The following is a 24,275-nucleotide window of genomic DNA, read 5'->3' as shown; positions in this document are numbered from 1 at the left end:
GGCGGGGGAGTGGTCCGTCACGGGTTGAGGAAGCCCGCCTCGGTGAGCACCTTCTGGCCCTCGGCGGACTTCACCAGCGCGATGAAGGCCTGCGCGGCCGTCGTGTTGGGGGCGTCCTTGAGCGCCACGATCGGGTAGGCGTTGACGGCACTGGCCGACTCGGGGAACTGGACGCCGTCCACCTTGCCGCCGGCGGCCTTCACGTCGGTCCGGTAGACCACCGCCGCGTCGACCTCCTTCAGCTCCACCTTGGTCAGCGCGGACTTCACGTCCTGCTCGTAGGACACCGGTGTGAGGCTGATCCTGCCCGCGGTCAGCGCCTTCTGCGCCGCGGAGCCGCACGGCACGGTCTTCGCGCACAGCGCGACCTTCAGCCCGGACTTGGTGAGGTCCTTGAGTGTGGCGATGTGCCGCGGGTTGCCCGGCAGGGTCGCGATCTCCAGCTGGTTGCGGACGAAGGTGGACGGTGCGCCCTGCCCGTCGCCCGCGTCGGTGACCGTCTTCATGGTGGCCGGGCTCGCTGCGGCGAAGACGTCGGCGGGTGCGCCCGAGGTGATGCTCGCGGCGAGGGTGTCGCTGCCGGCGAAGTTGAAGGTGACCTTGGTGCCCGGGTAGGCGGCCTCGAACTGCTTGCCGAGTTCGGTGAAGGTCTCCTTCAGCGAGGCCGCGGCGAAGACCGTGATCGAACCGCTGACCTGCGGGGACGCGCTCGTCGAAGGCGAGGCGGAGGCCGAGGTGGCGGGTGTCGCCGACCCGGTGGGGTCGGAGGACGTGTCGTCCGAGGAGGAGCAGGAGGTGAGCGCCATCAGCAGCGCGGCGCCGCCCAGGACCAGTGGCAGGGCGTGCCGTCGCGCGGAGCGGATTGTCACAGGAAGTCTCCCTCTCTACCCGCACGCAGCCGCGCGGATACCACGATCATAATTCCGCAGATGCGAGGAGGAAGCCTGCTGGCACATTGCATAAACCAAACGATCAGGCCCCCGGGCCTGGCTTGTGCGATCAGACGATCGCCGTTGCCGTGCCCGGGGGCCCGCAACCGTCCGCACTCCCGTGCCGGGACAAGCCCGGGAGCGCGGACGGCGTCCTGAGTGCCGGTCGGCCGGCCGTCAGCCGGTCAGCCGGTGGCCCAGCTGGTCAGCCCGGCCCCGTACGCGTACAGCGGGTTGCCGTACGTGGTCGGCACGGTCTGCCCCGCGTCGATCTTCGCCCTGATGTCGGCCCGCTCCGCGGCGGTCGCACCGAGGTCGTACGGCAGGTCCCAGGCCTCGTTCGCGTCGGCCTGGTTGTCGCCGCCGCCCGGCTTGAGCACCTGGTCGAGGCTGCGGGGCAGCTGCCAGGGCAGCTTGCCGCGCGGGGTGTAGTCCCCGAACAGCAGGCTCGCCGTGGCGGGACCGACCTCCTCGCCGCCGCGGTAGGTCACCACGATGGCGTCGGCCAGGGTGTTCCAGTCGCTGATCACGATCGGCCGCGGCAGCGTCAGGACCACCACCACCTTGAGCCCCTGGTTCCTGTAGTTCTGGATCAGCGCCAGCTGGTCGGCCGGCAGGTACGGCTGGGTGTCCGGCCACGCGGTGGCGTGGGTGTACGACGGTTCGCCGACGTAGACCACCGCGACCTTCGGGTTGGCGGCCGTGCCCTGGGCGACGTTCACCCCGTTCTGCGCGGCTCTCGCCTTGAGGGCGTCGAGCTGGTCGAGCGACCCGTAGTCCGGGTGGAAGTAGCTGGACCAGATGCAGCAGGCGGCGCCGTCGGTCGCCCGGTCGCCGGCCACCACGATGTTGTCGCCCGAGTTGAGCTTGAGGGGCAGCACACCGTTGTTCTTGAGCACGGTGTCGGACTCGCGCGCCGCCTGGTTGGCCAGCTGCGTGTACGACGGCTGGTGGAAGCGGTAGGGGCCGTTCACCGGGTCGCCGTAGGGGTGGTCGAAGATGCCCAGCTCGAACTTGAGCTTCAGGATCCGCGTCACCGCGTCGTTGATCCGGGCCAGCGGCACCTGCTGCTCGAAGCCCGCCATGGTGAAGCCGGCAGCGCCCGGGTCGGCGCCGCCCATCACGTCGGAGCCGGCGTTCGCCGCGTTGACCCAGGCGCCCGACGGCAGCCAGTCCGTGGTGATCAGACCGGTGTAACCCAGGTTCTGCCGCAGGTAGGTGAGGATCTTCGCGCTGTCGCCCGCGCCCGGACCGCCCGGGTCGAGATACGAACTGCCCGCGTAGCCCGGCATGATGTTGACCGCGCCGGCCTCCATCGCCGCCCGGAAGGGAATCATGTGGTACTTGATCGTCGTGGCGTCGTAGACGATGCCGGCCTCGCCGCCCGCGCCCTCACCGGGCCAGTGCTTGACCGTCGCCAGCACCGAGCCGGGGTTCAGCTCCGGGCCGCCCTGCAGACCGGCGACCAGTGCCCGCAGTTGGGCCGCCGCCACGTCGGCGTTCTCGCCGCCGCCCTCCTGGATGCGCGGGTAGAGGACCTTGGTGCCGACCTCGGCGAGCGGTGACAGGGTGCCGCGCGCGCCGACCTCCAGCTCCTCCTTGCGCTGCATGTCGCCGAGCTTGTAGTCGAGCGGGTAGTCCTTGCCCGCCGACAGGGTGCTCTGCAGCGGATACGTCGTCTGGTAGCCCGCCGTGGTGTCGCCCGCCGAGACCGGCGGGATGCCCAGCCGGGTGGCGGCGGTGGACTTCAGGACGATGTCGAGGTCCGCGGGCTGCGCGGGCCCGAAGTGCCAGCCGGACAGCGGGTAGGTCTGGACGTTGTAGAACATCTGATAGGCCTTCTCCTCCAGCGTCATCCGGCTGAGAAGGTCGCTGACCCGGCTGTCGACCGGCTGCCGCCAGTCCTCGTACGGCTCGATCTGGCCGTCCTTGTTGAGGTCGCGGGCGCCGTTGACCACGTTGACGCCGTCCGCCACCTGCTCGATGTCGGGCAGATACACGCTGAACGTGCGGATGTCGGACGTCGTCCTCGCGCCCGAGCCGGACACCGCGACCACGAACCACTTGTACGTCCACCGGTCGGTGATGTCCCAACTCGGCGTGTAACTGGTGCCGGTGGGCTCGGCCACCTTGGTGTAGAGGTCCAGCAGGTTGCCGGACGCGGTGAAGTCGTAGTCGGTGCGGCTGAGGTTGAGCCACACCTCGTAGTGGGCGGTGCCGCCGACCGCGTTCCAACTCAGGGACGGGCGGCGGGTGGTGGTGACCATGGCCTTGTCCGCGGGCGCCGCCAGCTGGAACTGGCCGGTCGTGGCAGGGGCCTTGGTCGGTCCCGAGAGCATCGGCGGGGTCGCGGTGGAGGTGTCGACCGTGCCGTAGACCTGGAATTCCCACAGGGAGTAGCCGTATCCGGAGGAGCGGGCGGTCCCGGTGAAGCGCACGTAGCGGCCCTTGCCGGTGACGGGCAGCTTCTCGATGCCGCCCTTGCCGGTGGTCGTGGTGTAGAGCCGCGTCCACGTGGTGCCGTCGTTGGAGATGTCCAGGTGGTAGCCGGCGGCGTACGCCGACTCCCAGTTGAGCACGATGCCGCTGAGGGTGCCGGTGCCGCCGAGGTCGACCTGGAGCCACTGGTCGTCGGTGTAGAGGCTGGACCAGCGGGTGGCGGTCCGGCCGTCGAGGGCGGCGGCCGGGGCGTTGGCGCCCTCGTAGGAGGAGGCGGAGACCTGCTTGTAGGCGGAGATCACCGAACCGGAGAAGTCACCGCCGCCAGGGTTGCCGGGGTCGGTCGGCGAGGTGGGGGGAGTGCCGCCGCCGGTGGTGTGGACCTGGAACTCCCACAGGGAGTAGCCGTATCCGTTGGCGCGGACGGTGCCGTACATCCGGATGTAGCGCCCGGAACCGCTCACGTCGAGCGTCTGGTTGCCGCCGGGTCCGGTGGTGGTGGAGTAGATGTCGGTCCAGGTCTGGGCGTTGTCGGAGACCTGGATCTTGAAGGAGGTGCCGTAGGCGGCCTCCCAGTCGAGCAGCACCTGGCAGACGGTGGCCGTCGCGCCGAGGTCGACCTGGAGCCACTGCGGGTCGGCCGCCGCGCTGGACCAGCGGGTCCCGGCGTTGCCGTCGACGGCCGCCGAGGCGGGGGTCCCGGCGTTCTCGGTCGAGGAGGCCGTCGCGGTCTTCCCCTGGGCGGCGTTGTCGGTGCCGCAGGCGCCGGTTCCGGTGCTGCCGGAGGTGCCGTAGACCTGGAATTCCCACAGGGAGTAGCCGTATCCGGTGGCGCGGGCGGTGCCGTACATGCGGACGTAGCGGCCGGAAGCGTTTACGGAGACCGTCTGGACGCCGCCGGTCGCGGTGGTGGTGGAGTAGGCGTCGGTCCAGGTCTGGGCGTTGTCGGAGACCTGGATCTTGAAGGCGGTGGCGTAGGCCGTCTCCCAGTTGAGGGTGACGGAGCTGAGGGTGGATCCGGTGCCGAGGTCGACCTGGAGCCATTGCGGGTCGGCGGCGGCGGCGCTGGACCAGCGGGTGCCGGTGTTGCCGTCGACGGCTGCCGAGGCGGGGGTCCCGGCGTTCTCGGTCGAGGAGGCCGTCGCGGTCTTCCCCTGCGACAGCAGTGCCGGTGCGGCGTTGGCGGTGCCGGAGGTGGCGGTGATCGCCCCGGCCGCCACGACAACGGCCGCCACCAGGGCGGCCAGTAAGGGTCTTCTGCGTCGAAGGGCGCGCAGGAAGAGGGACAGGAGGCTCATATGCATCTCCATGGGGGGTGTGTACCTCTTGACGAAGCCGGGAGAGCGCTCTCCGGGGGGAGTCTCATGCAAGGCCTGATCAGTGTCAATGCCTGTGCACAGGACGGCCACAGGTACGCCCGCCCCGGGGCCCGTCCGGCATGTCCCCTCCGGGCGCCGGTAATCGGCCTGTTCGGCGGCGCGGACTGCGGAAAGGCGCGTTCGCACGCGGCGGACCCGGGCCGGCTGGCAGTCTGGGAAGCATGGACCGCAGTGATTCCCAGGACCGGATACGCGCCCTGCGGCAAGCGATGTACGAGGACCTGGAGCGATCCTTCCGGGAGAAGCCGGAAGCCGTCTACCGGCTGCGGACACCGTGGCTCGCACCCTGCACGCTGGCCGAGCACCACACCGTCGACGGCTCCCTGCGGTCGCTGACCCTCGCCTACGGCCCCTGGGACACCGACGAGCCGCACATCAGGGTCACCACCTGGCGGGACCTGGCCGGGCACGACTTCTTCCCCGACACCCCCTTCGCGCCCGGCTCGGCGCCGACCGAGCAGGTCACCGCCGACATCGCGGGCACCCCGAGCCCGGCGACCCTCGGCCGGCACGCCTCCGGGATGTGGCTGCTGCGCGCGGACCTCGCCGCTCACCACCTGCTGGCCTCCGGGCGCGGCCCGATCGGCGACCTGTCCTTCGAGCCGCTGACCGATGTCGGGGAAGTCGTCACCGCCCGCCGCGCCTACCTCGCCGCCCGCTTCCCCGACGCCACCTGACGGCGCGCGCCGGTCCCGATCCGCCACGACGCCGCCCACCGACAGGGAAGATGTCCGACACGCCCCGAGGCGTGGGCCGGTGTCGCATACTTCTGGTGAACCGGCATCACAGCACCCTCTCGGCATCTCCCCACGATCTCGGAGGTATGGCGATGAAGAAGGCGAAGACATCGGGAAGACGGCGCGTCGCGGGCTTAGCCACCGCGGCGGCGGCCGCGCTGGGCGGCCTCCTGGTGGCCCCCACACCGGCGCACGCGGCCTGGGGGACGACCTACACGTTCTCCATCCAGGACACCTACCAGTATCCGACCGGCACCACGGTCCAGCTCGGCCATGTCGACGGCTGGGTGCAGTTCGACGACGGCGGCAATTCCTTCCGCTACTCGCTGACCGCGTGCCAGCAGTCCAGCTACACCCCGCCGAAGATCCAGGTCGCGGTGAACGCTGGCTATGTCGGCAGCACCTGGCAGGAGACCGATCTGGAGTACCTGTCGCTGCCCAGCGGCTGCAACACCGTCACGGGCCAGGACACGTACGCGGACTACTGGAACGTCGCCTTCACGCTCTACGGCGACACCTTCACCCCCGCGCACACCACGGTGAGCAAGAGGTGGGTGGCGAGCAACCCGTACTGACGCGAGCCCCCGCACCGTGACGGTGCGCGGGCCTGCGGTCGCCGGCACCCGGGTTCCCGCCCGGGTGCCGGCGAGGGCCGGAAAAAAACAGGTGGCGATCACCGACCGGAGGGGCTACCGTCCCAGGTGTTCGCTGCGGGAGCCGGAAGGCTGCCGCGTCAGCCGTGACGCAGGACCAGGGAGGTGTGGACCGATGGCTGTCTTCGCACTGGGCGCTGCCCGCATTCAGCAGATCGTGCCAAGCATTCCCGTGGTCTCCGGCTGACCTCTCCTCTTCCTTGCCGCGCGCCGGGCGCGCGGTGCCGGGGCCACCCGTTCGAAGGGTTCCCCCTTGTCTTTCTCTTTTCGTGACGCCTCCTCGCATGCGCTCGTGCCCTACGGCTGGGACGACGTGTGGGAGGCGGAGTTCGCGCCCTGCGCGGAACAGGGCCTGGTGGCCGGGCGGGTGGTGCGGGTGGACCGCGCCATGTGCGACCTCTTCACCGCCGACGGCCCTGTCAGGGCCGACAGTTCACTGGTGACGCCGAACGACCCGATGCGGGTGGTGTGCACCGGCGACTGGGCCGCCGTCGACCGGGACGGCGACCCGCGCTTCGTCCGTACGCTGCTGCCGCGGCGCACCGCCTATGTCCGCTCCACCTCCTCCAAGCGCTCCGAGGGCCAGGTGCTGGCCGCCAACCTCGACCATGTGGTGATCTGCGTGTCCCTCGCGGCCGAACTCGACCTCGGGCGGCTCGAACGCTTCCTGTCGCTGGCCTGGGAGAGCGGCGCCGTACCGGTGGTGGCGCTCACCAAGGCGGACACCGTGGACGACACCACGTATCTGCTGGCCGACGCCGAGGCGGCGGCGCCCGGGGTGCAGGTGCTGGCCGTCAGCGCGGCCACCGGCGCCGGGCTCGACGTCCTGGCCGCCGTGCTGACCGGCGGCAGCGCGGTGCTGCTCGGCCAGTCGGGAGCCGGCAAGTCCACGCTGACCAACGCCCTGCTGGGCCGCCAGGTGCAGCTGGTGCAGGCCACCAGGGACGCCGACGGCAAGGGCCGGCACACCACGACCACCCGTGACCTGCTGGCGCTTCCCGGCGGCGGGGTGCTCATCGACACCCCGGGGCTGCGCGGTGTCGGGCTGTGGGACGCCGAGTCCGGGGTCGGCCAGGTCTTCGCCGAGATCGAGCAACTGGCCGCGGACTGCCGCTTCCAGGACTGCTCGCACCAGAAGGAACCGGGCTGCGCGGTGCTGGCCGCGCTCGACGACGGCACCCTGCAGCACCGGCGGCTCGACAGCTACCGCAAGCTGCTGCGCGAGAACGCCTGGATCGCCTCACGCACCGACCAGCGGCTGCGCGCCGAAATGCGGCGCGAGTGGAAGCAGCGGTCGGCCGCGGGCCGCGAGATGTACGAACGCAAGCGGGGCGGAGGCGGCGGTCACCGCAGCGCGGGCTGACTCCCCGCCGTCACCCGGCCCTCGTCGCGCTGTCCGGGTGGCGTCATCCCGCGCCGCCGTCACGTCCGTGGCGGCGGCGCACCGCGATCGGACTGCCCGCGCTCCAGAACGAACCGATGACCCCGGCGACCACAAGTACGACGATCACGATCCCGAGGATCACGGAGTAGGCCATGGCAGTCCTCCTCGTCTCCCGGTGCGGTCTTCACCGCACTCTCACGTTCGCTGCCTGACCGTGACTTTCCCGCTGCCCGGCGATTCCAACCCACAGGGTGGCACGCGGGCTTCGCCGACCTGCGGCCGAACGACCGCACGGGCCTGCGGCGAGGGGCCGGCGGGGCGGTCCCCGTCAGGCCGAGGCGCGTACCACCAGTTGGGTGGGCGTGACGATGGGGGTCAGCGCGGACACCGTGCCGGGAGTGGACGGCTCCAGGGCGCGCAGCAGCAGCCGCGCCATCATCCGGCCCATCTCCTCGATGTCCTGCCGGATCGTGGTCAGTGGCGGGTCGGTCCACTCGGCGACCGAGACGATGTCGTCGAAGCCGATCACCGCCACATCCTGCGGCACCCGCAGCCCGCGCTGCCGCAGCACCCGCAGCGCGCCCGACGCCATCATGTCGGAGGCGGCGAAGACCGCGTCGAGGTCGGGAGAGCGCTCCAGCAGCAACTCCATGGCCTGCGAGCCGCCCTCCGGGGTGAAGTCGCCCTCGGCGATCATCGCCGGGTCGATGTGCGGCAGCATGTCGCGGAAGCCGTCGAGCCGGTCGATCGACGCGGTCTGGTCCAGCGGACCCGCGATGTGCGCGATGCGCCGGCGGCCGAGGTTCAGCAGGTGGCGTACGGCGTCGCGCGCGCCGCCCCGGTTGTCGCAGTCCACGTAGAGCGTGGTCGGCCCCGACTCGGCGTCCGACCAGCCGGGCCGGCCGCCTATCACGGTGGCCACCCCCGCCTTGCGGGCCATCACCGGCAGCGAGTCGTCGTCGTGCAGCGAGAAGATCAGCGCGCCGTCCACGTGCCCGCCCGCCAGATAGCGGCCCACCCGCTCGTAGTCGGCGGCGCCCTCGGTGAGCAGCAGCACCAACTGGTTGTCGTGCGCGGTCAGTTCCTTGCTGATGCCGCGCACCTGCTGGGCGAAGAAGGGGTCGGCGAAGAACCGCGTCTCGGGTTCGGCGACCACCACGGCGACCGCTCCGTTGCGTCGGGTGACCAGGGTGCGGGCCGCCTGGTTGGGTACGTAGCCCAGCTCGTCGACGGCCGCGCGCACCCGTTCGACCAGCGGCGCCCGTACGCCCTCGCTGCCGTTGACCACCCGCGAGGCCGTCGCCCGTGACACCCCGGCCCGCGCCGCGACTTCCTCGAGGGTGGGGCGGGCCGCGAACGTCGGGTCGGACACGGGGAGGGCTCCTTCGCGCACGGATAACGAAAAGTTCCGGGATCGGCACGGACAGCGTAACGGGTCACCCGGCGTCGCGTGAGAGCGCTCTCTTATTTCATAGCGTGAGCTTTACCCCGCGGGGCGCGTCCCGCGGGGTGGCGGCGGACCGGTTTCAGTCGTCCAGGCCCCAGCTGTAGATGGCGTAGGGCGTGATCCTGATCAGCTCCGGGCTGAGGTGCTCCCCGTAGTCGTGCGGGCCGACGATCTGCTCGGCGGTGCCGCGGATCTCCACCCCGCGCACCTTCCACGGGGTGACGCTGGCGATGTCGTCCACGACCAGCGAGACATGGCGGTTCGCCGCGATGTTCCGCCACTTCTTGGTGGTGCCCATCGCATAACCGGCGATGTCGATCGTGCTGTCGGGGCGCAGGAGGAAACCGACCGGGTTGGCCTGCGGCCGGCCCTTCGCGTCCACCGTCGCCAGCCGGGCGAGGCGCTGGTCGCGCAGATAGGCCAGCTCGGACTCGTTGAGTTCCGTCCGTGCGGTTGTCGTCGTCATGGGGCAAGCCTCACACGCCCGTGGAGCGCCTTCATCGGACCTGCGGCCCAGGCGAGTCCTAGGCCGCAGGTCGGACAGTGGCCGGGAGAGCGGTCTCCCGGCCGGTTTCGGGCTGTCGCCCCGTTCGGGCTGCCGGGCGGTCCGGGCCGCGCTGCGGTTCGGACCGCCCGCCGGTTCACCCGGCCGGAGCAACGGCCGCCGCGGTCAGGGGGTGTTGTTGGCCAGGGCCAGCAGGCGGGCGCTGCTCGCGCTGAAGCGGTCGCGGTCGACGGCACCCGAGATGCCGCTCACCGAACCGGAGTCGGAATACTGCCAGAAGGTCCAGAACGGGAAGCCGCTCGGGATGGTGGGGCTGGCCGCGGTGGTCCAGTGCGCCACGTTCAGCGGGCTCCTGGCGGACATGCCGCTCCAGCCGCCGGTGCACGAGTTCCACCAGCTCGCGCTGGTGTAGATGACGACGTCGCGGCCGGTCTTGGACTTGTAGGTGTTGTAGAAGTCCAGGACCCAGGACTGCATCGACGCGGCCGACTTGCCATAGCAGCCGCCTTCGAGGTCCAGCATGCCGGGCAGCGTGAGGTTGTCCGCCGACCAGGCGCCGCCGTTGCCGGCGAAGTAGGTGGCCTGCGCCGCGCCGGAGGACAGGTCGGGCCGGGCGAAGTGGTAAGCGCCCCTGATCACCTTGGCGTTGTAGGCGTTCAGGTAGTTGGCGTTGAAGGTCGGGTCCTTGTACGTCGTGCTCTCGGTGGCCTTGATGTACGCGAAGCCGATGCCGGCCGACTTCACCGAGGTCCAGTTGATCGTCCCCTGGTAGTGCGAGACGTCGATCCCCACCGGGTTCGTGGCGTTCGGCGTCACGGCGGCGGGGGTCCCGAGGCCGAGCTGCCGGGTGTCCGGGGTGAAGCCCGCCTTGCTGTCCTGGGCGTAGCCGACGCCCATGTAACCGCCGCCGAGCGGGATGTCGCTGCCCGACGGGAGCGTACGGGCACTGGCCGTGCCCGCCGACATCGTCGCGGCGAGCGCCATGCTCGCGCCGAGGACTCCGGCCGCCATCAGCTTCCGGTGGGCGGCAGGGGTGGTGCGGATTCGGGAGAACAAGGCTTTCCTCCAGGCACGTCGGGGTGGTGCGGGGTGGGGGCCGCGCGCTTCGCCGGGCTCGTCCGACCGGGTGGTCTGCTCGCGTCTGTTCGCGTCTACTCGCGTAGCGTGCGAGCGGTCGGCGACCGCCACCGCTTCGGCGGGGTGGCGGGGGGCGGGATGGGGCGGGATGTGCTCGTGGGGCTGCGTGGGCGCGCGGTGATGCCGTTGCTTGCACGATGGTGCGGTGCGGTGCGGTGTGCGCGGGGTAATTGATGTGAACGCGTCATGAGTGACGCATGAACTTACCTTCGGCGTAAAGGGGTTGAGGTTTTTCGTAGTGGCCTAGACCAGTAGGGGAGGCTGGGAGCTGCGGTGACGGGGGCGGGGCGGCGGAAATTTCCGCGGCGTGAAAATTCGCTGGCCGCTCGGGCGTGGGCTTGGGCGGGTGCGGGCCGCGCTCGGCCGCGCGCGGGGGCTCCGGGGCGAACGGGGCCTCGGGGCTCCGGAGCGCTCAGGCGATCGGGCCGATCAGGGCCCCGGGCCTCAGGGCCTCGGGCTGATCGGTGCTCAGGGCTTCAAGGCGCGCGGGCGGGTCGGGGCGCCGGGGACCCGGGCCGATCGGGGCCTCGGGGCGTGCACGTGCTCGGGCTGATCGGGGGCTCGGGGCGATCGGACCGATCGAGCGCTCAGGGTCTCGGGACGTGCAGGTGCGCAGGCGTGCAGGTGCTCGGGCCGATCCGGGGCTCGGGGCGCGCGGGTGCTCGGGGCGATCGAGGGCTCAGGGTGCCCGGGTCGCTCGGGTCGCTCAGGCGACGATGGTGGCGATCAGGAAGGTGTCGACCACCAGGAGGCAGGCCAGCAACTCGACCAGGACGGAGCCGCCGACCGTGCGCATCACGCGCCTCGTCGCCGTCCAGGCGGTACGGTGCCCGCCGCCCAGGCGGATCCGCTCGGTCACGTAGATGCTGCCGACGAAGCCGAGGACGGCGCCGAACACCGAGAGGAGGAAGGAGGCCGCGATCGCCACGCCCGTCGCGTTGATCACCGTGCGCCAGGTGACGCCTGACTCGCGGATCCGGCGGGCCGGCAGCCGCCAGACCACGACCTGCGCGACCGCGAGCAGCCCCGTCGCACCGGCGAGCACGCCCCAGGTGAGGCTGGTGTGCTCGGACGTCGCCCACCACAGCACGGCGGCCCAGCACAGCAGCGTCCCCGGTACGCCGGGGACAGCCACGCCGATGAGGCCCAGCAGCATCACCGCGCCGATCAGGCTCGCCTGTGCGGTCCCCATGGATTCCACCCTGCCGGATTCCGGCGGCGTTCGCCCGGCGGGGCGGGTGAAGTTGCCGGTGTGACGGGTGCGGGTGGGGGTGGCGCGGCGTTTCCACGTTTCCCGGCGGCCTGGGCGGTGGACAATAAGGGCATGAGTCAGCAGGGGGAGTCCCGCCGAGGTCAAGAAGACGACTGGTGGCGGCAGTTGTACGACGAGGAGGCGGCCGGCGGTGCGGCGCCGGCCGCGCCGGAGTCGATCGACGCGCACTTCGACTCGGCCCTGTCGGCGATGTCCCCGCCCCCGCCGCCGCCCTCGGCCGCCGACACGTTGCGGCTCCGCCGCCCCACCGCCCCGCTCCCACCCCCTTCCTGGCCCCGCCCCACCCGCACACCCCCGCCGCCGGGCCGCGTACAACCCGTATCGCCACCGCCGCCGCGCGTCGAGCGCGATACGCCGACGGAGGCCCCCGTACGGGAGGCGGATCCCTCACCGGAGCGGCCGCCGGAGCCCGACCGGTCGGCGGGCCCGCGCCCACAGGCGCAGGCGCCGTACGGCGGGGAGAGGCGGCCGCAACCGGATCCGGCGGAAGCCGGGGTGCCGTACGCCGACGAGAGCCGCCTGGGAGCGGACGCCGAGGAGGCGGGGGCGCCGTATGGCGGCGGGAGCCCGCCGGAGGCGGAGCCGATGGAGCCGGAGCCGCCGTATGGCGGTGAGAGCCGGCCGGGAGCGGAGGCCGGGGTGCCGTCCGCGGACGTGAGTCCGTCGGGAACGGACCGGGCGGAGCCTGGGGCGCTGTACGGCGCCGGGGGTCGGCCGGGAGCGGATCCGGCGGAGCCTGGGACCTCCTACGCCGAGGTGGGCCCGTCGGAGGCGGATGCCGGCCAGGCGGGGGCGTCGTACGCCGACGCGAGCCCGTCGGAGGCCGCGGTCCCGTACACCGTCGGGACCGGGCAGGAGCGGGAGGAGGCGGCCGAGGAGCCGCGGGACGCGGGGCCGGCACCCGGAGGGACCCCGCCGGAGGCAGCCGCGTCCGACGGGCAGGACATTCGTGGCGCGGGCGAGAGCCCGGCGCCGCCGCCGTGGGATGCGTGGTCGGCGCGGCCGATGTTCCCGGCAGCGGAGGCCGAGGAGGACGAGGCCCAGGACGCGGAACCGGTGCCCCCGTGGGACGCCTGGTCGGCGCAGCCCGCCTTCCCCGAGCGGGCCGAGCCGACCGACCGGCCCGACGTACCGCCGACTCGGCAGCCTTGGGGCGACTCACCGCCCGCGCCCGCCGAACCCTGGGCATCCGTCCCGCCCCCGCCCCCGGCGGGTTGGCCCGTTCCGAGGTCCACCCACCGGCCGGACGACGTACGCCCCGCTTCCGACGCCCCCGGCGTGACCCTTCGCCCCGCCGAGCCCTGGACGTCGCCCGCCCTCCAGGCACCCGACGCGGCGGACGACGCCCCCGGCACGTATGCCGACGATCCTGATCCGTCCGCGAGCGTGCCCGGCGGGCAAGCCGCTCCGCCCGGCCACGACGCTCCGCCGCCCCCGCCCGCCGGGCGGCCGTACGCCGGCGGGGGCGATGACGCGGGTGCTCCGCGGGTTCCGTGGCCTCCGGTCGATGCCGCCGGCCGGGATGCCCCGCCATCCGACCAGCCCCTGCCCGCGAGCGACACGTCCGGGCGGGATTCGGGCACCCCGCGGCCGCCCTGGCCTCCGGCCAGCGCCTCCGGGCGGGACGCGGAAGGGGCGCCGGCCGCGGGCGACGAGACGTCGGCGAGTGGCGGGCTTCCCGCGCCGTACGGCGCGTACGGCGCGTCGCGCGAGGCGTCCGGGCGCGGCTTGGGCGACCGGCCCGTTTCGTGGCCGCCCGCCGCGCGGGCGCCCGGTGATGACCCCCGTGTGCCGCCGGCCGCGGACGCGGTCCCCGGCGCGCGGGAGCAGGGTGGGGTGCCCGCGCCGCGTGGCGCCGAGGGGTGGGGGGAGACGTCGTTCGGGGAAGGGGGCGTGCGGTGGGCGCCGGAGTTGCCGCCGGGGTGGGTGGCCGCCGAGGAGGGGCGGGAGCCGGTCGCCGAGGTCGTGGGGGGCGGGGCGCCGACCTATGCGGCGGAGCCGAGCGCCTGGCCGGAGGCGGATCCGGACGGGCTGGACGGACTGGTCGCGGACACCGTGCTCGACGGGGCGGAGTACGGCGGGCTCACCGTCAGGACGGTGAGCCTGCGCGGGGATTCCGCGCGGTATCGGGGGCAGCCGCGCAGGGACGCGTTGCTGACGGCGCGCTTCGGCACCGGGGACGACGCCCTGCTGCTGGTCGCGATGGCCAGCGGCGCGCGGGCGGCGGATGACGCGCACCGGGCCGCGCAGGACTCGGTGCGGTGGATCGCCGGGGCGGTGGGGCGCAGCCGGGAGCGGCTGGCGCAGGATCTGCGGGCGGCGCGGCGCGGCTCGCTGAAGTCGGGGCTGCACCGGTTGACGGACCGGTGCTACGGGCGGTTGCGGGCCCGCGGCGAGGATCTCGGGCTGGACGAGGGGACGTACACGGCGTCGCTGCGCTGCCTGCTGCTGCCCGCGGACCCGGCGTGCCCGGTGCGGCTCTTCTTCGGGGTGGGCGACGGCGGGCTGTTCCGTATCAGGTCGGGGGGCTGGCAGGACCTGGACCTGGCACCGGACGGGACCGCCGCCCCCTTCCGCTTCCGGGCGACCGTCGCCCAGCCGGGTGACGCGCTGGTGATGTGCAGCGCGGGCCTGGCGGAGCCGCTGCGCGGCGAACCGGCGCTGGCCGCCCATCTGGCCGAGCGCTGGGGCGGCGGCCGGGTGCCGGGCCTGGCGGCGTATCTGGCCGACACGCAGACCCGGGTCAAGGGCTATGCCGACGACCGGACGGCGGTGACCGTCTGGGACGCCTGACCCGGGATGCGCCCGCGCGGGGAGCGTGCGGAGATGGGTACATGGCGAAGCAGACCGTGGCCGAGCAGTTCATCGACATCCTGGTACGCGCGGGTGTGCAGCGGCTCTACGGGGTGGTGGGCGACAGCCTCAACCCGGTGGTGGACGCCGTCCGCCGCAGCCGCTCCCTCGAATGGGTGCATGTCAGGCACGAGGAGACGGCGGCCTTCGCCGCGGGCGCGGAGGCCCAGCTGACGGGGCGGCTGGCCGCCTGCGCCGGGTCCTGCGGCCCGGGCAACCTGCACCTGATCAACGGGCTGTACGACGCGCACCGCTCGATGGCCCCGGTGCTCGCGCTGGCCTCGCACATCCCGAGCAGCGAGATCGGCACGAGCTACTTCCAGGAGACGCACCCCGACCGGCTGTTCGCCGAGTGCAGCTACTACAGCGAGCTGATCTCCAACGCCGACCAGATGCCGCGGGTGCTGCAGACCGCGATCCAGCACGCGGTGGGCCGCGGCGGGGTGTCGGTGATCAGCCTGCCGGGTGACATCGCGGCGCACCCGGCGCCGCAGCGCAGCATCGAGCACGCGCTGGTCACCCGGCGCCCGACGGTGAGGCCCGGCGACGCGGAGATCGACACGCTGGCACGGCTGGTGGACGGCGCCCGCCGGATCACCCTGTTCTGCGGCAGCGGCACGGCCGGCGCGCACGACGAGGTGATGGCCTTCGCGGAACGCGTCAAGTCGCCGGTGGGGCACGCCCTGCGGGGCAAGGAGTGGATCCAGTTCGACAACCCCTACGACGTCGGCATGAGCGGACTGCTCGGCTACGGGGCCGCGTACGAGGCGATGCACGAGTGCGACCTGCTGATCCTGCTGGGCACCGACTTCCCTTACAACGCCTTCCTGCCCGACGACGTGACCATCGTCCAGGTCGACGTTCGGGCCGAACACCTGGGCCGCCGGTCGAAGTTGGACCTCGCGGTGTGGGGCGACGTCGGCGAGACGCTGCGCTGCCTGACGCCGAGGGTGAAGGAGAAGTCCGAACGACGCTTCCTGGACCGGATGCTGAAGAAGCACAGCGACGCCCTGGAGGGCGTCATCAAGGCCTACACCCGCAAGGTCGACAAGCATCTGCCGATCCACCCCGAGTACGTGGCCTCGGTGCTGGACGAGGAGGCCGCGGACGACGCGGTCTTCACCGTCGACACGGGGATGTGCAACGTGTGGGCGGCCCGCTATCTGACGCCCAACGGCAGGCGCCGTGTGATCGGCTCCTTCACCCACGGCTCCATGGCCAACGCGCTGCCGCAGGCGATCGGCGTGCAGTTCCTCGACCGGCGGCGGCAGGTGGTGTCGATGTCGGGCGACGGCGGATTCACCATGCTGATGGGGGACTTCCTCACCCTGGTGCAGTACGACCTGCCGGTGAAGGTCGTGCTGTTCAACAACTCCTCGCTCGGTATGGTCGAGTTGGAGATGATGGTCGAGGGCCTGCCCGCGTACGGCACCACCAACGTCAACCCGGACTTCGCGGCGGTGGCCCGAGCGGCGGGTGCCTACGGGGTGCGGGTGGAGAAGCCCAAGGAGCTGCGCTCCGCGCTCAGGGACGCCTTCCGGCACAAGGGGCCGGCGCTGGTCGACGTGGTGACCGACCCGCACGCGCTGTCGCTGCCGCCGAAGATCACCGGTGAGCAGATCGGCGGTTTCGCGCTGTCGGTCGGCAAGGTGGTGCTGGACGGCGGCGTCGGGCGGATGGTGCAGATGGCCCGCGCCAATCTGCGCAACGTGCCGCGCCCGTAGGGTCGTTCACGGGCGCGACACGCGGGCGTACGGGGGGTCAGCTGGTGATCAGGTCGAATTCCTCCCAGGGGCCGATCGAGGTGCGGTTGGCGATCAGCGCCGAGGCGCCTGCGTTCTCCGCGGTCACGTAGTTGCTGTTGACGCGCGCCTTGAGGCTGACGCTGCCGTCACCGTTGTGGACCAGCTGGAACTGCTCCCAGGTGCCCACCGCGTCGACCTTGGCCAGCAGGGGTGCGGCACCGGCATTGTCGGCGGTGACGTACTTGTTGTTGGCGTGGGCGCGCAGCGCGATGTAGCCGCCGCCCTGGTCGATCTCGTCGAACTGCTCCCAGGGGCCGATCGCGGTGCGGTTGGCGATCAGCGGCGACGCGCCCGCGTTGTCCGCGGTCACGTAGTCGCCGTTGGCGTGCGCCCGCAGCGAGATCACCGAGCCGTTGCCGGGGTTGGTGCCGCCACCGCCGCGGCGGACCACGTTGGGCGTGTCGACGTGGAAACCGCCGCTCTGCCAGGCGGTGGTCGCGGTCGCCGCCGTCGCTGTGGGGGCGACCGCTGGTACGAGCAGGCCGGCCGCCAGGAGCGCGGTGGTGGCCAGGGCGGATGGTCGGATCATTCGGCGTCCGCCGAAAGTGTGGGGCTTTCGGTTCACGGGTGGTTCCTCCCGAGGCAACAGGACTTGTGGCGCAGGCACAACATCCGAGAAACACAAGGGGATGAGTGGGCCACACAGTGGCGGCGGGGGAGGGCCGTGTCAAGGCTTCCACCCGTCATACATCGGACCTATCAACGGTCCGACGGTAGTCCGCGGTTCACCCCTCGCCTCCGCGCGCACGGCGCCCCGGTGATCGGACGTGCCCGCAGCATGGGAGCGGGCGCCGGTGGGCATGCCTTACCCAGGGGGATCGGTCCGGACCAGATCGGGGGAGGCCCACGGACAGCACGGGGCATCACTTACGGTACGCGGTAGGGCGCGCTGATCTTCGCGCCGTCGCCGACACCCGCAGGCTGCTGCGGGACCAACTGCGCCAATGGGGAGTGCCGGCACTGGCCGACACGGCGGAACTGCTCGCCACCGAGATCGTCACCAACGCCCTCCAGCACACCGGCGGGGGCGCGGTGCTGACCGCGACCCTCTCGCCGGGACCCGCACGGCGGCTGCGGGTCGAGGTGCACGACACCCTCGGCAGGCGGCCGCCGCCGCGCAGGGCGGGCAGGGCGCGCCCATCGGACGACGCCACCTCGGGCCGCGGACTGCTGCTCGTCGAGGCGCTCGCCGACACCTGGGGCATCCAGGCGCGGGGCGCGGGCAAGACGGTCTGGTTCGAACTCGGCTCCAGAGCCGCCTGACTCCAGAGCCGCCTGAAGAGCCCCGGCCCACCCGGCGCCCGGCCGCGACCGCGGTCGTACGGGGCCGGGTCGTGCCGCGGGGCGGGTCCTTCGCCCGCCGGGAAAGCAGCGAGCCGCGTACGGGCAACCCGTGCCCGTACGCGGCCCGACTCCTGCGGAAGCGGCCCGTCAGCCGAACTGCCGCTCCATCTCCTCCAGTTTGCGCTCCAGCGAGTCCAGCCTGGGCAGCGTCATGGTGTCGTCCTCGGCCGTCAGGTCGATGGTGGAGGACGCGGTCGCCGTCGAGGGCTGCGCCTCCTCGCGCACCGGCTGCAGTGCGGGACGGTTCCGCACCGGCAGCTCGGCGGACGCCAGCTCCACTCCGGCACCTATGGCGGGCTCCGACGCGGTCTGGCCGCCTGCCGCGCTCGCCGCGGGCAGCTCCACCTGCCGGCCGCCCCTGCCGCCACGCGGCCAGGGCCGGTGCTGCCGGTTCAGCGCCTTGATCTTGGCCCGCTCCAGCCGCTCGTGGTCGCGCTGCCGCAGCTCGTTGTGCTCGCGCTGCCGCTTGTCCTCGCGGACCTCCTCGACGGCCTCGTCCAGCGACCGCACGCCTTCGAGCAGCATCAGCGACCAGGCCGCGAAGGTCTCCCGCGGCGCCCGCAGCCAGCGCACCATCCGGATCTGCGGCAACGGCCGCGGCACCAGGCCCTGTTCGCGCAGCGCCGCCCTGCGGGTCTGCTTCAGCGCCCGGTCGAAGAGCACCGCGGCCGACAGCGACATCCCGGCGAAGAACTGCGGAGCGCCCGCGTGGTCCACCCCGCGCGGCGCGTGCACCCAGTTGAACCAGGCGGCGGCACCGGCGAACAGCCACACCAGCATGCGCGAACCGAGCGCCGCGTCACCGTGGCTGGCCTCCCGGACGGCCAGGACCGAGCAGAACATCGCCGCCCCGTCCAGGCCGAAGGGCACCAGGTACTCCCAGCCGCCGCTCAGGCTCAGATTCTCCCGGCCGAAGCCGACCAGGCCGTGGAAGGACAGCGCCGCGGCCACCGCTGCGCAACAGAACAGCAGCACGTACGACGCGCTGCCGTAGATCGCCTCCTTGCGGCGGCGGCGCTCCTCGCTGCGCTCCCACGAGTCGCCCGAGGCGTTGTCCTCGGAGTGTGTACGGCGGCTCCGGAACACGACGGCACAGGCCGCGAGCACGACCAGGCCGACGATGCCCGAGAGCACCCAGTCCAGCGATATGTCTCTCATGTGCGTTTCCTAGTGTCGCTTCCGTCGCGCTCGGGCCGCGGGACGGCTTACGACCGACATCTTTGCGAAGAGCGCGGGTGAGTGCAGAGGTTATGGCACAAGAGTCCCGCCAAGGGGGGACTTGGTCGAACTCGCGTGCCACAACTGCTGGTTTGAGCGAAAGCGTAGCGTGATCGATCAACCGACTGTCGCGCGGCGCCTGATTCGATCCGACCCGGTACCACGCGGGCAGGTGTCGCAGACCTCCGCCGGGCTCACGGTGTAGAACAGACAGCATGTCAGGCGGTCGCGTGAGCAACCGCCTTCGGCCGCCTCCGACGTGTCGGTCGCGCGCGGGGTGCCGCGGAAGTCGGCGCCGCCGGCGTAAGGCGCGGTATTGCCGGGCAGCAGCGCCGTCAGATCGGCCACCGCCCGCTCCTCCCGGCCCATCAACCGGCCGACGTACCACAGGCTTTCGGCGATCTCGTCGGTCGCCAGACCCCACAGGGTGCGCGGGCCGCGCCGCAGCCGCGGCCTGAACGCGTCGAGCACCGGCGTCAGATGCTCCGCGAGCGCCGCCCGCAGATCGTCGCGCAGCGCCGCCTCCGTGGGCAGGACGCGGGCGCCGGGCAGCGTGGCCGCCGGGTCGCCCGGCAGGCAGCCGAAGGCGCGGGTGCGCACGGTCATCCGGCCGGTCTCCCGGTGCAGGGACACATCCGCCACCGGCAGCCGCGGGACCCTGCGGTGCAGGAACCACGGCACCGTGAAGAGCAGGCAGGCCGGCCACGCGTAGCGGTGCAGGGCGAGCGTGGCGGCGACGTCGAGCCGGGGCGGGCGGCCGTACTCCTGGACGATCTCCTCGGCGTCCTGGGCGGTGAAGGCGTCGAGGGCCGCGCCGCCCGCCGCCAGTTGCTCCGCGGTGACCCAGCCGGCGTCGGACCGGGGCTCGCCCTCGGTCACCCGCAGGTCGGGGAGCACGGCCGCGAGGCGGGCGTAGGCGGGGCTGGTCACGGGCATACGGAAACCGTCCAGACGGGGCCGGGGATCACCGGGAGAGGTAAGCCTTACCTTAACGGGTCCTGGCGGGGTCTAAGCTCACCGCAGTACGCCGGGCGGGTGACGTGCCGGTCCGCGGGGTCGCTGAGGGCCCCTGACGAGGGTGAGAGGGAGCAGCAGCCGATGGATCCCGTCGCGTCCGCGCACGCCGGCTGGGCACCGCTGCCCGCGCCGCGCCGGATGCCGGAGCGCCACTCGGTACGCCAGCAGGTCCTCGACGAGCTGCGGGGCGCGCTCCTCACCGGCGAGCTGCCGCCCGGCTCCGTCCACTCCGGGCCCGCGCTCGCCGCGCGGTACGGCGTGTCCGCGACGCCCGTCCGCGAGGCCATGGCGCTGCTCGCGCGGGAAGGCGCGGTCGAGGTGCTGCCCAACCGGGGCTTCCGCGTCGTCTGCCGCACCGAACGCGACCTCGCCCAGATCGCCGAAGTGCGGATGCTGGTGGAGATCCCGGTCGTGCTCGACCTGGCCCGCGCCATGCCCGCGGCGCGGTGGGACGCGCTCGTCCCGCTCGCCGACGCCACGGTGGACGCTGCCGCGGCCGGGGACCGGGCCTCCTACGCGGAGGCCGACCGCGCCTTTCACCGGGCGCTGCTCGGGTTGGCGGGGAACCCCCACGTTGTCGCTGTCGCGGACGATTTGCACCGGCGTGCGCAATGGCCTCCCGTCGGGGCCGCGCCGGGTCGGCGCCCCACTCTTCGGGCCCACGCGGCCCACCACGCGGCTCTGCTCGCCGCCCTCGCCGCGGCCTCCCCCGCGGAGCCCTTGCTCCGCGCCCACCTCGCCACGTGCCCCTGACGGTTCGCCCGCCACTCCCTGCGGGGTGCTGTCGCGGATTCCACGGTGCCGCTGCGTGGGGGCTGGTCGCGCAGTTCCTCGCGCCCCTGGGTGGGTGCCGCTTGCGGTGGCGTTGCTTCTTTCCCGCCTCGTCGGCGGGGCGCGCAGTTCCCCGCCACTCCCTGCGGGGTGCTGTTGCGGATTCCACGGTGCCGCTGTGTGGGGGCTGGTCGCGCAGTTCCTCGCGCCCCTGGGTGGGTGCCGCTTGCGGTGCGTCCTCTGGCTGCCGCCCGGTGGTGGGCTGGTCGCGCAGTTCCTCGCGCCCCTGGGTGGGTGCCGCTTGCGGTGGCGTTGCTTCTTTCCCGCCTCGTCGGCGGGGCGCGCAGTTCCCCGCGCCCCTTTGGGCCCTGCGTCCTCCGCCGTCAGGCGCTTGCCCCTGGCAGGGGGCTTGCCCTCTGGGCAGGAGGGCACGCGTTTTTTGAGGGGCGCGGGGAACTGCGCGACCAGCCACAGTGGGCCGCGACTGTGAACGCGACAGAACGGGGCTGCCACCGCGACAAGCCAGCCACGCACCGCAAGGGGGAGGACCGCCAGGCGCGGCGGGGCGGAGGCTTGAGGGGGGCCCGGCCCGGAGGGGGCTAGGTGGGGAAGGACGGGGCCAGCCACGTCGGGATGGCGCCCAGGAGGGTGAAGAGGCGGGCGGCCTCGGAGCGGAGGGCGGCAGCCTCCTCGTCGGGGGAGACCTCGGCGAGGGACAGCATCGCGGGGGCCGTGCCGACGAGGTGGCCGAGGGCGACCCGCAGCCGGAGGGACTCCGCGAAACCGTGCCGGGCCTCCGCGAGGTCCCCGTCGGCCGCGGCGAGGCCGGCCAGGTGGCGCCACGTGAAGGACGTGAGGAAGGTGTCGCCGTGTGCCACGGCGCCGGCGTGCGCACGCCGGTAGGCGGCGCGGGCGGCCGCCGGATTCCCGGCGATGTTCTGGGCCACGAGCCCGCGCCGGAAGTCCAGCAGGGGCCGCCCGGGTGAGCCCGGGGACAGCAGTGCCGCGCTGCGGCCGAAGGCGGACCGCGCTTCGTCGGCGCGGTCGCGCGCGGAGTGCAGCGTGGCCCCGTAGGCGAGGAATCCGCGCTCGGAGGCCGCGGCCCCGCGCTCCTCGTCGGTGCCGGCCAGCGCCTCGGCGACGCGCAGCGCGTCCTCCGCCTCGGCCCACCCGTCGAGATGGTAGAAGCTGCCCTCGATGAGGATCTCTGCCCGCCGCAGCGCGGCCCCCGGGTCGTCGGCGCAGTACGGCGCGAGCAGTGCCGCCGCTTCCGCCCAGCAGCCGCGGGCCCGCAGCCGCCAGACGTCAGGTACTCCGACCACAGATTCCGACAGGGCGGTTTCCGCCACAGCTTCTCCCCCAAGCGCGTCGTCGAGCCAGTGCGAAGTGCGTGCCGTGCAGGTGCGGACCTGGGTCCGGCGCGGGCCGGTATCGGGTGCAGATGTCCGGCAGTTGTCCGCGTGCCTGCCGGTGGCGGAAGTTCAACATGCGCCGGGGCCTCCCGCCAAGAGGCTGGAGATCACATCTTGTGAACGGGATCACTAGCTCATTCGCAGTGCCAGGAAGAAGTCGAGCTTGTCCTCAAGTCGGGCCAGGTCACGGCCGGTCAGCTGCTCGATCCTGCTGATCCGGTACCGAAGGGTGTTCACGTGCAGGTGCAGCCGGCCGGCGCAGCGGGTCCATGATCCGTCACAGTCGAGGAAGGCTTCGAGGGTCGGGATCAGCTCCGAGCGGTGCTTGCGGTCGTAGGCGCGCAGCGGGTCGAGCAGCCGGGCGGTGAAGGCGCGGCGGACGTCGTCGGGCACGAAGGGCAGCAGCAGGACGTGCGAGGCCAGCTCCTCGTGGCCCGCGACGCACACCCGGCCCGCGCGGGCGGCGGCGACCCGGCGGGCGTGCCTGGCCTCCTCCAGGGCGCCGCGCAGGCCCTCGGGGGAGTGGACGGCGGCGCTGACGCCGATGGTGAGCCGGCCGTCGTCACCGAGGCCGCGGGCCAGCGGTCCGCGCAGCAGCCCGAGCAGTGCCTCGGCGTGCAGCGGTTCGGGGGTGGCGCCGACCATGCCGGGGGTGGGTCCCGGGGCGCCGCCGGTCAGCGGGACCAGCGCCATGGCCTCGCCCTCGGCGTGCGCGACCGCGATCCGGTCGGCCCCGTCGGGCCCGTGCGCGGCCTGGTCGGCGAGCACCTCTTCGAGCAGCGCCTGCGCGACGGGGCCCGCGGGCACCTCGCCGCCGGCCCAGTCGACCTTCGCGATGACGATCTGCCAGTAGGGCTCGCCGCCGGCGCCCGGCACCAGTACGGGCGCCGCAGCCCGCAGCCTGGCCCCGATCTCGGAGGGCGCCGCACCGCCCCTGACCAGGTCGAAGACCTCGCCGGCCAGGCGGCGCCTGACTGTGCGGGCGGCGTCGCGCCGGTCGCGCTCCACGGCGATGAGCTGGGTGACGCCCTGGAGCAGGTCGAGCCGCTCGGCCGGCCACTCGCCGGCGTCGGCGTCGACGGCCAGGAACCAGTCGGACAGCACCCGTGAGCGGACGTCGGGGGCAGCGGCGCCGGCGCGTACCGGGAAGAGCGAGTACGTACGCCCCTGCACCGCGACCCGGTGCGGTGCGGGGCGGCCGGTGCGGGCCGCGGCCTGCTGGGCGCCGGCCAGTTCGGCGCGGACGGGGGCGGGCAGCGGGTGGCCGGCGCCGCCGATCTCCCGGCCGGTCGAGGACAGCACCCACGCCCGCAGGTCCAGGTCGCTGCCGAGCAGGTCGAGCACGGCGTCGGGGCCGCCGCCCGCCGGGCCGGAGGACATCAGCCGCCGGTGGCGCTCGACGACCGCGGCCAGGTCGCCGGCCCGCTCGCCGGAGACCTGCCGGACGACGTATTCGGTGATGTCGGCGAAGGCGACCCGCTCGTCGACCGCGAACAGCGGCAGCCGGTGCCGGGCGCAGGCGGCGACCAGGTCGTCGGGGATCGGGCCGAGTTCGGCCTCGCCCGCCGCGAGCCCGGCGACGCCGGCGCCGGCCAGCAGGCGGACGAAGTCGTCGCTGTCGGCGGCGGTGCGCCGCCAGGCCAGGCCGGTCAGCACCAGTTCGCCGCCGGTGAGGTAGCGGCTGGGGTCGCGCAGGTCGGTGGTCATCACCCCGCGGACCGTACGGTCGAGTTCCGCTTCACCGCCGAGCAGCCGCAGGCCGAGAGCTTCGGTGTCGAGGAGTGCGCGCAGCCGCATCGTGGTCGCCTTGTCCTGTCGTGGCATCGCCGGTGTGGTTGGGTCGGCCGGCGTCGTACGTGGCCAGTGGGAAACCGTGAGGTTTCCCGACGGTCTCTTTCAGAGGAATCTACAAGACCTGGTGGTTGGCCAGCCAAGCGCTTCATGTTTTCGGTGACTGCACCCGGACGGCCCA

At 72.9% G+C, this 24,275-nt stretch carries 18 protein-coding genes and 2 pseudogenes; 7 read left to right on the top strand and 13 right to left on the bottom strand.

All coding sequences use genetic code 11. From position 1 onward, the window contains the following. Positions 1-17: 17 nt before the first annotated feature. The 3 genes and pseudogenes from modA to OG900_08285 all read right to left on the bottom strand — a co-directional run bounded on the left by modA (position 18) and on the right by OG900_08285 (position 4,666). Entirely contained in the window at positions 18-806 is a 789-nt protein-coding gene (modA, locus tag OG900_08295; protein ID WUH95671.1) for a molybdate ABC transporter substrate-binding protein, read from the bottom strand. A 308-nt stretch (positions 807-1,114) separates the two neighbouring features. Beyond that, the gene (locus OG900_08290; protein ID WUH95670.1) at positions 1,115-2,758 is read right to left on the bottom strand and encodes a glycoside hydrolase family 3 C-terminal domain-containing protein; all 1,644 of its coding nucleotides are present in this window, start codon (positions 2,756-2,758) and stop codon (positions 1,115-1,117) included. A gap of 537 nt (positions 2,759-3,295) precedes the next feature. Further along, positions 3,296-4,666, bottom strand: a pseudogene (locus OG900_08285) (discoidin domain-containing protein). 242 nt (positions 4,667-4,908) lie between these two features. Between OG900_08285 and OG900_08280 the strand changes: the two are divergent. The 3 genes from OG900_08280 (at position 4,909) to rsgA (ending at position 7,500) form a co-directional block, all read left to right on the top strand. Then, a complete protein-coding gene (locus tag OG900_08280) occupies positions 4,909-5,424 on the top strand; it encodes a hypothetical protein (GenBank protein WUH90104.1) in 516 nt (171 codons plus the stop codon). A 152-nt stretch (positions 5,425-5,576) separates the two neighbouring features. After that, positions 5,577-6,059: a hypothetical protein gene (locus OG900_08275; protein WUH90103.1), complete on the top strand. Its 483-nt coding sequence runs from the start codon at positions 5,577-5,579 to the stop codon at positions 6,057-6,059. Between the two features lie 331 nt (positions 6,060-6,390). After that, on the top strand, positions 6,391-7,500 hold the full coding sequence (rsgA, locus tag OG900_08270; GenBank protein WUH90102.1) for a ribosome small subunit-dependent GTPase A: 1,110 nt from the start codon (positions 6,391-6,393) through the stop codon (positions 7,498-7,500). A 43-nt stretch (positions 7,501-7,543) separates the two neighbouring features. Here rsgA and OG900_08265 read toward each other — a convergent pair whose 3' ends face one another. The 5 genes from OG900_08265 to OG900_08245 all read right to left on the bottom strand — a co-directional run bounded on the left by OG900_08265 (position 7,544) and on the right by OG900_08245 (position 11,802). Further along, positions 7,544-7,675: a hypothetical protein gene (locus OG900_08265; protein ID WUH90101.1), complete on the bottom strand. Its 132-nt coding sequence runs from the start codon at positions 7,673-7,675 to the stop codon at positions 7,544-7,546. Between the two features lie 174 nt (positions 7,676-7,849). After that, the gene (locus OG900_08260; GenBank protein WUH90100.1) at positions 7,850-8,893 is read right to left on the bottom strand and encodes a LacI family transcriptional regulator; all 1,044 of its coding nucleotides are present in this window, start codon (positions 8,891-8,893) and stop codon (positions 7,850-7,852) included. A gap of 154 nt (positions 8,894-9,047) precedes the next feature. Beyond that, positions 9,048-9,434 carry a PPOX class F420-dependent oxidoreductase gene (locus OG900_08255; GenBank protein ID WUH90099.1) on the bottom strand — a complete coding sequence of 129 codons (387 nt, stop codon included), beginning with the start codon at positions 9,432-9,434 and terminating at the stop codon, positions 9,048-9,050. A gap of 204 nt (positions 9,435-9,638) precedes the next feature. Further along, on the bottom strand, positions 9,639-10,484 hold the full coding sequence (locus tag OG900_08250) for a GH25 family lysozyme (protein ID WUH95669.1): 846 nt from the start codon (positions 10,482-10,484) through the stop codon (positions 9,639-9,641). Positions 10,485-11,316: 832 nt separating this feature from the next. Then, on the bottom strand, positions 11,317-11,802 hold the full coding sequence (locus OG900_08245; GenBank protein ID WUH90098.1) for a DUF456 domain-containing protein: 486 nt from the start codon (positions 11,800-11,802) through the stop codon (positions 11,317-11,319). Positions 11,803-11,934: 132 nt separating this feature from the next. Between OG900_08245 and OG900_08240 the strand changes: the two genes are divergently transcribed. After that, positions 11,935-14,676 carry a protein phosphatase 2C domain-containing protein gene (locus OG900_08240; GenBank protein WUH90097.1) on the top strand — a complete coding sequence of 914 codons (2,742 nt, stop codon included), beginning with the start codon at positions 11,935-11,937 and terminating at the stop codon, positions 14,674-14,676. A gap of 41 nt (positions 14,677-14,717) precedes the next feature. Next, positions 14,718-16,460 (top strand): pyruvate dehydrogenase, encoded by a 1,743-nt coding sequence (locus tag OG900_08235; protein WUH90096.1) that lies wholly within the window; start codon positions 14,718-14,720, stop codon positions 16,458-16,460. Between the two features lie 37 nt (positions 16,461-16,497). Here the strand turns inward: OG900_08235 and OG900_08230 are convergent, their stop codons facing one another. Then, complete coding sequence (locus tag OG900_08230; protein WUH90095.1) at positions 16,498-17,070, bottom strand: RICIN domain-containing protein; 573 nt, start codon at positions 17,068-17,070, stop codon at positions 16,498-16,500. A gap of 338 nt (positions 17,071-17,408) precedes the next feature. On the opposite strand from OG900_08230, the pseudogene OG900_08225 reads away from it, so the two are divergent. Further along, a pseudogene (locus OG900_08225) lies at positions 17,409-17,804 on the top strand (ATP-binding protein). Positions 17,805-17,972: 168 nt separating this feature from the next. Here the strand turns inward: OG900_08225 and OG900_08220 are convergent. Both OG900_08220 and OG900_08215 read right to left on the bottom strand, forming a co-directional pair. Beyond that, positions 17,973-19,043: a DUF2637 domain-containing protein gene (locus OG900_08220; GenBank protein ID WUH90094.1), complete on the bottom strand. Its 1,071-nt coding sequence runs from the start codon at positions 19,041-19,043 to the stop codon at positions 17,973-17,975. 177 nt (positions 19,044-19,220) lie between these two features. Beyond that, positions 19,221-20,039 (bottom strand): (2Fe-2S)-binding protein, encoded by an 819-nt coding sequence (locus OG900_08215; protein WUH90093.1) that lies wholly within the window; start codon positions 20,037-20,039, stop codon positions 19,221-19,223. Positions 20,040-20,201: 162 nt separating this feature from the next. On the opposite strand from OG900_08215, the gene OG900_08210 reads away from it, so the two are divergent. Continuing rightward, on the top strand, positions 20,202-20,873 hold the full coding sequence (locus OG900_08210) for a GntR family transcriptional regulator (GenBank protein ID WUH90092.1): 672 nt from the start codon (positions 20,202-20,204) through the stop codon (positions 20,871-20,873). 617 nt (positions 20,874-21,490) lie between these two features. Here OG900_08210 and OG900_08205 read toward each other — a convergent pair. Both OG900_08205 and OG900_08200 read right to left on the bottom strand, forming a co-directional pair. Next, positions 21,491-22,240 (bottom strand): hypothetical protein, encoded by a 750-nt coding sequence (locus OG900_08205; GenBank protein ID WUH90091.1) that lies wholly within the window; start codon positions 22,238-22,240, stop codon positions 21,491-21,493. A gap of 192 nt (positions 22,241-22,432) precedes the next feature. Continuing rightward, the gene (locus OG900_08200; protein ID WUH95668.1) at positions 22,433-24,100 is read right to left on the bottom strand and encodes a PucR family transcriptional regulator ligand-binding domain-containing protein; all 1,668 of its coding nucleotides are present in this window, start codon (positions 24,098-24,100) and stop codon (positions 22,433-22,435) included. Positions 24,101-24,275: the final 175 nt, after the last annotated feature.

This window comes from Streptomyces sp. NBC_00433 (genome assembly GCA_036015235.1).
Lineage (GTDB): Bacteria > Actinomycetota > Actinomycetes > Streptomycetales > Streptomycetaceae > Actinacidiphila.
This window is presented reverse-complemented; position numbering and strand designations above follow the sequence as displayed.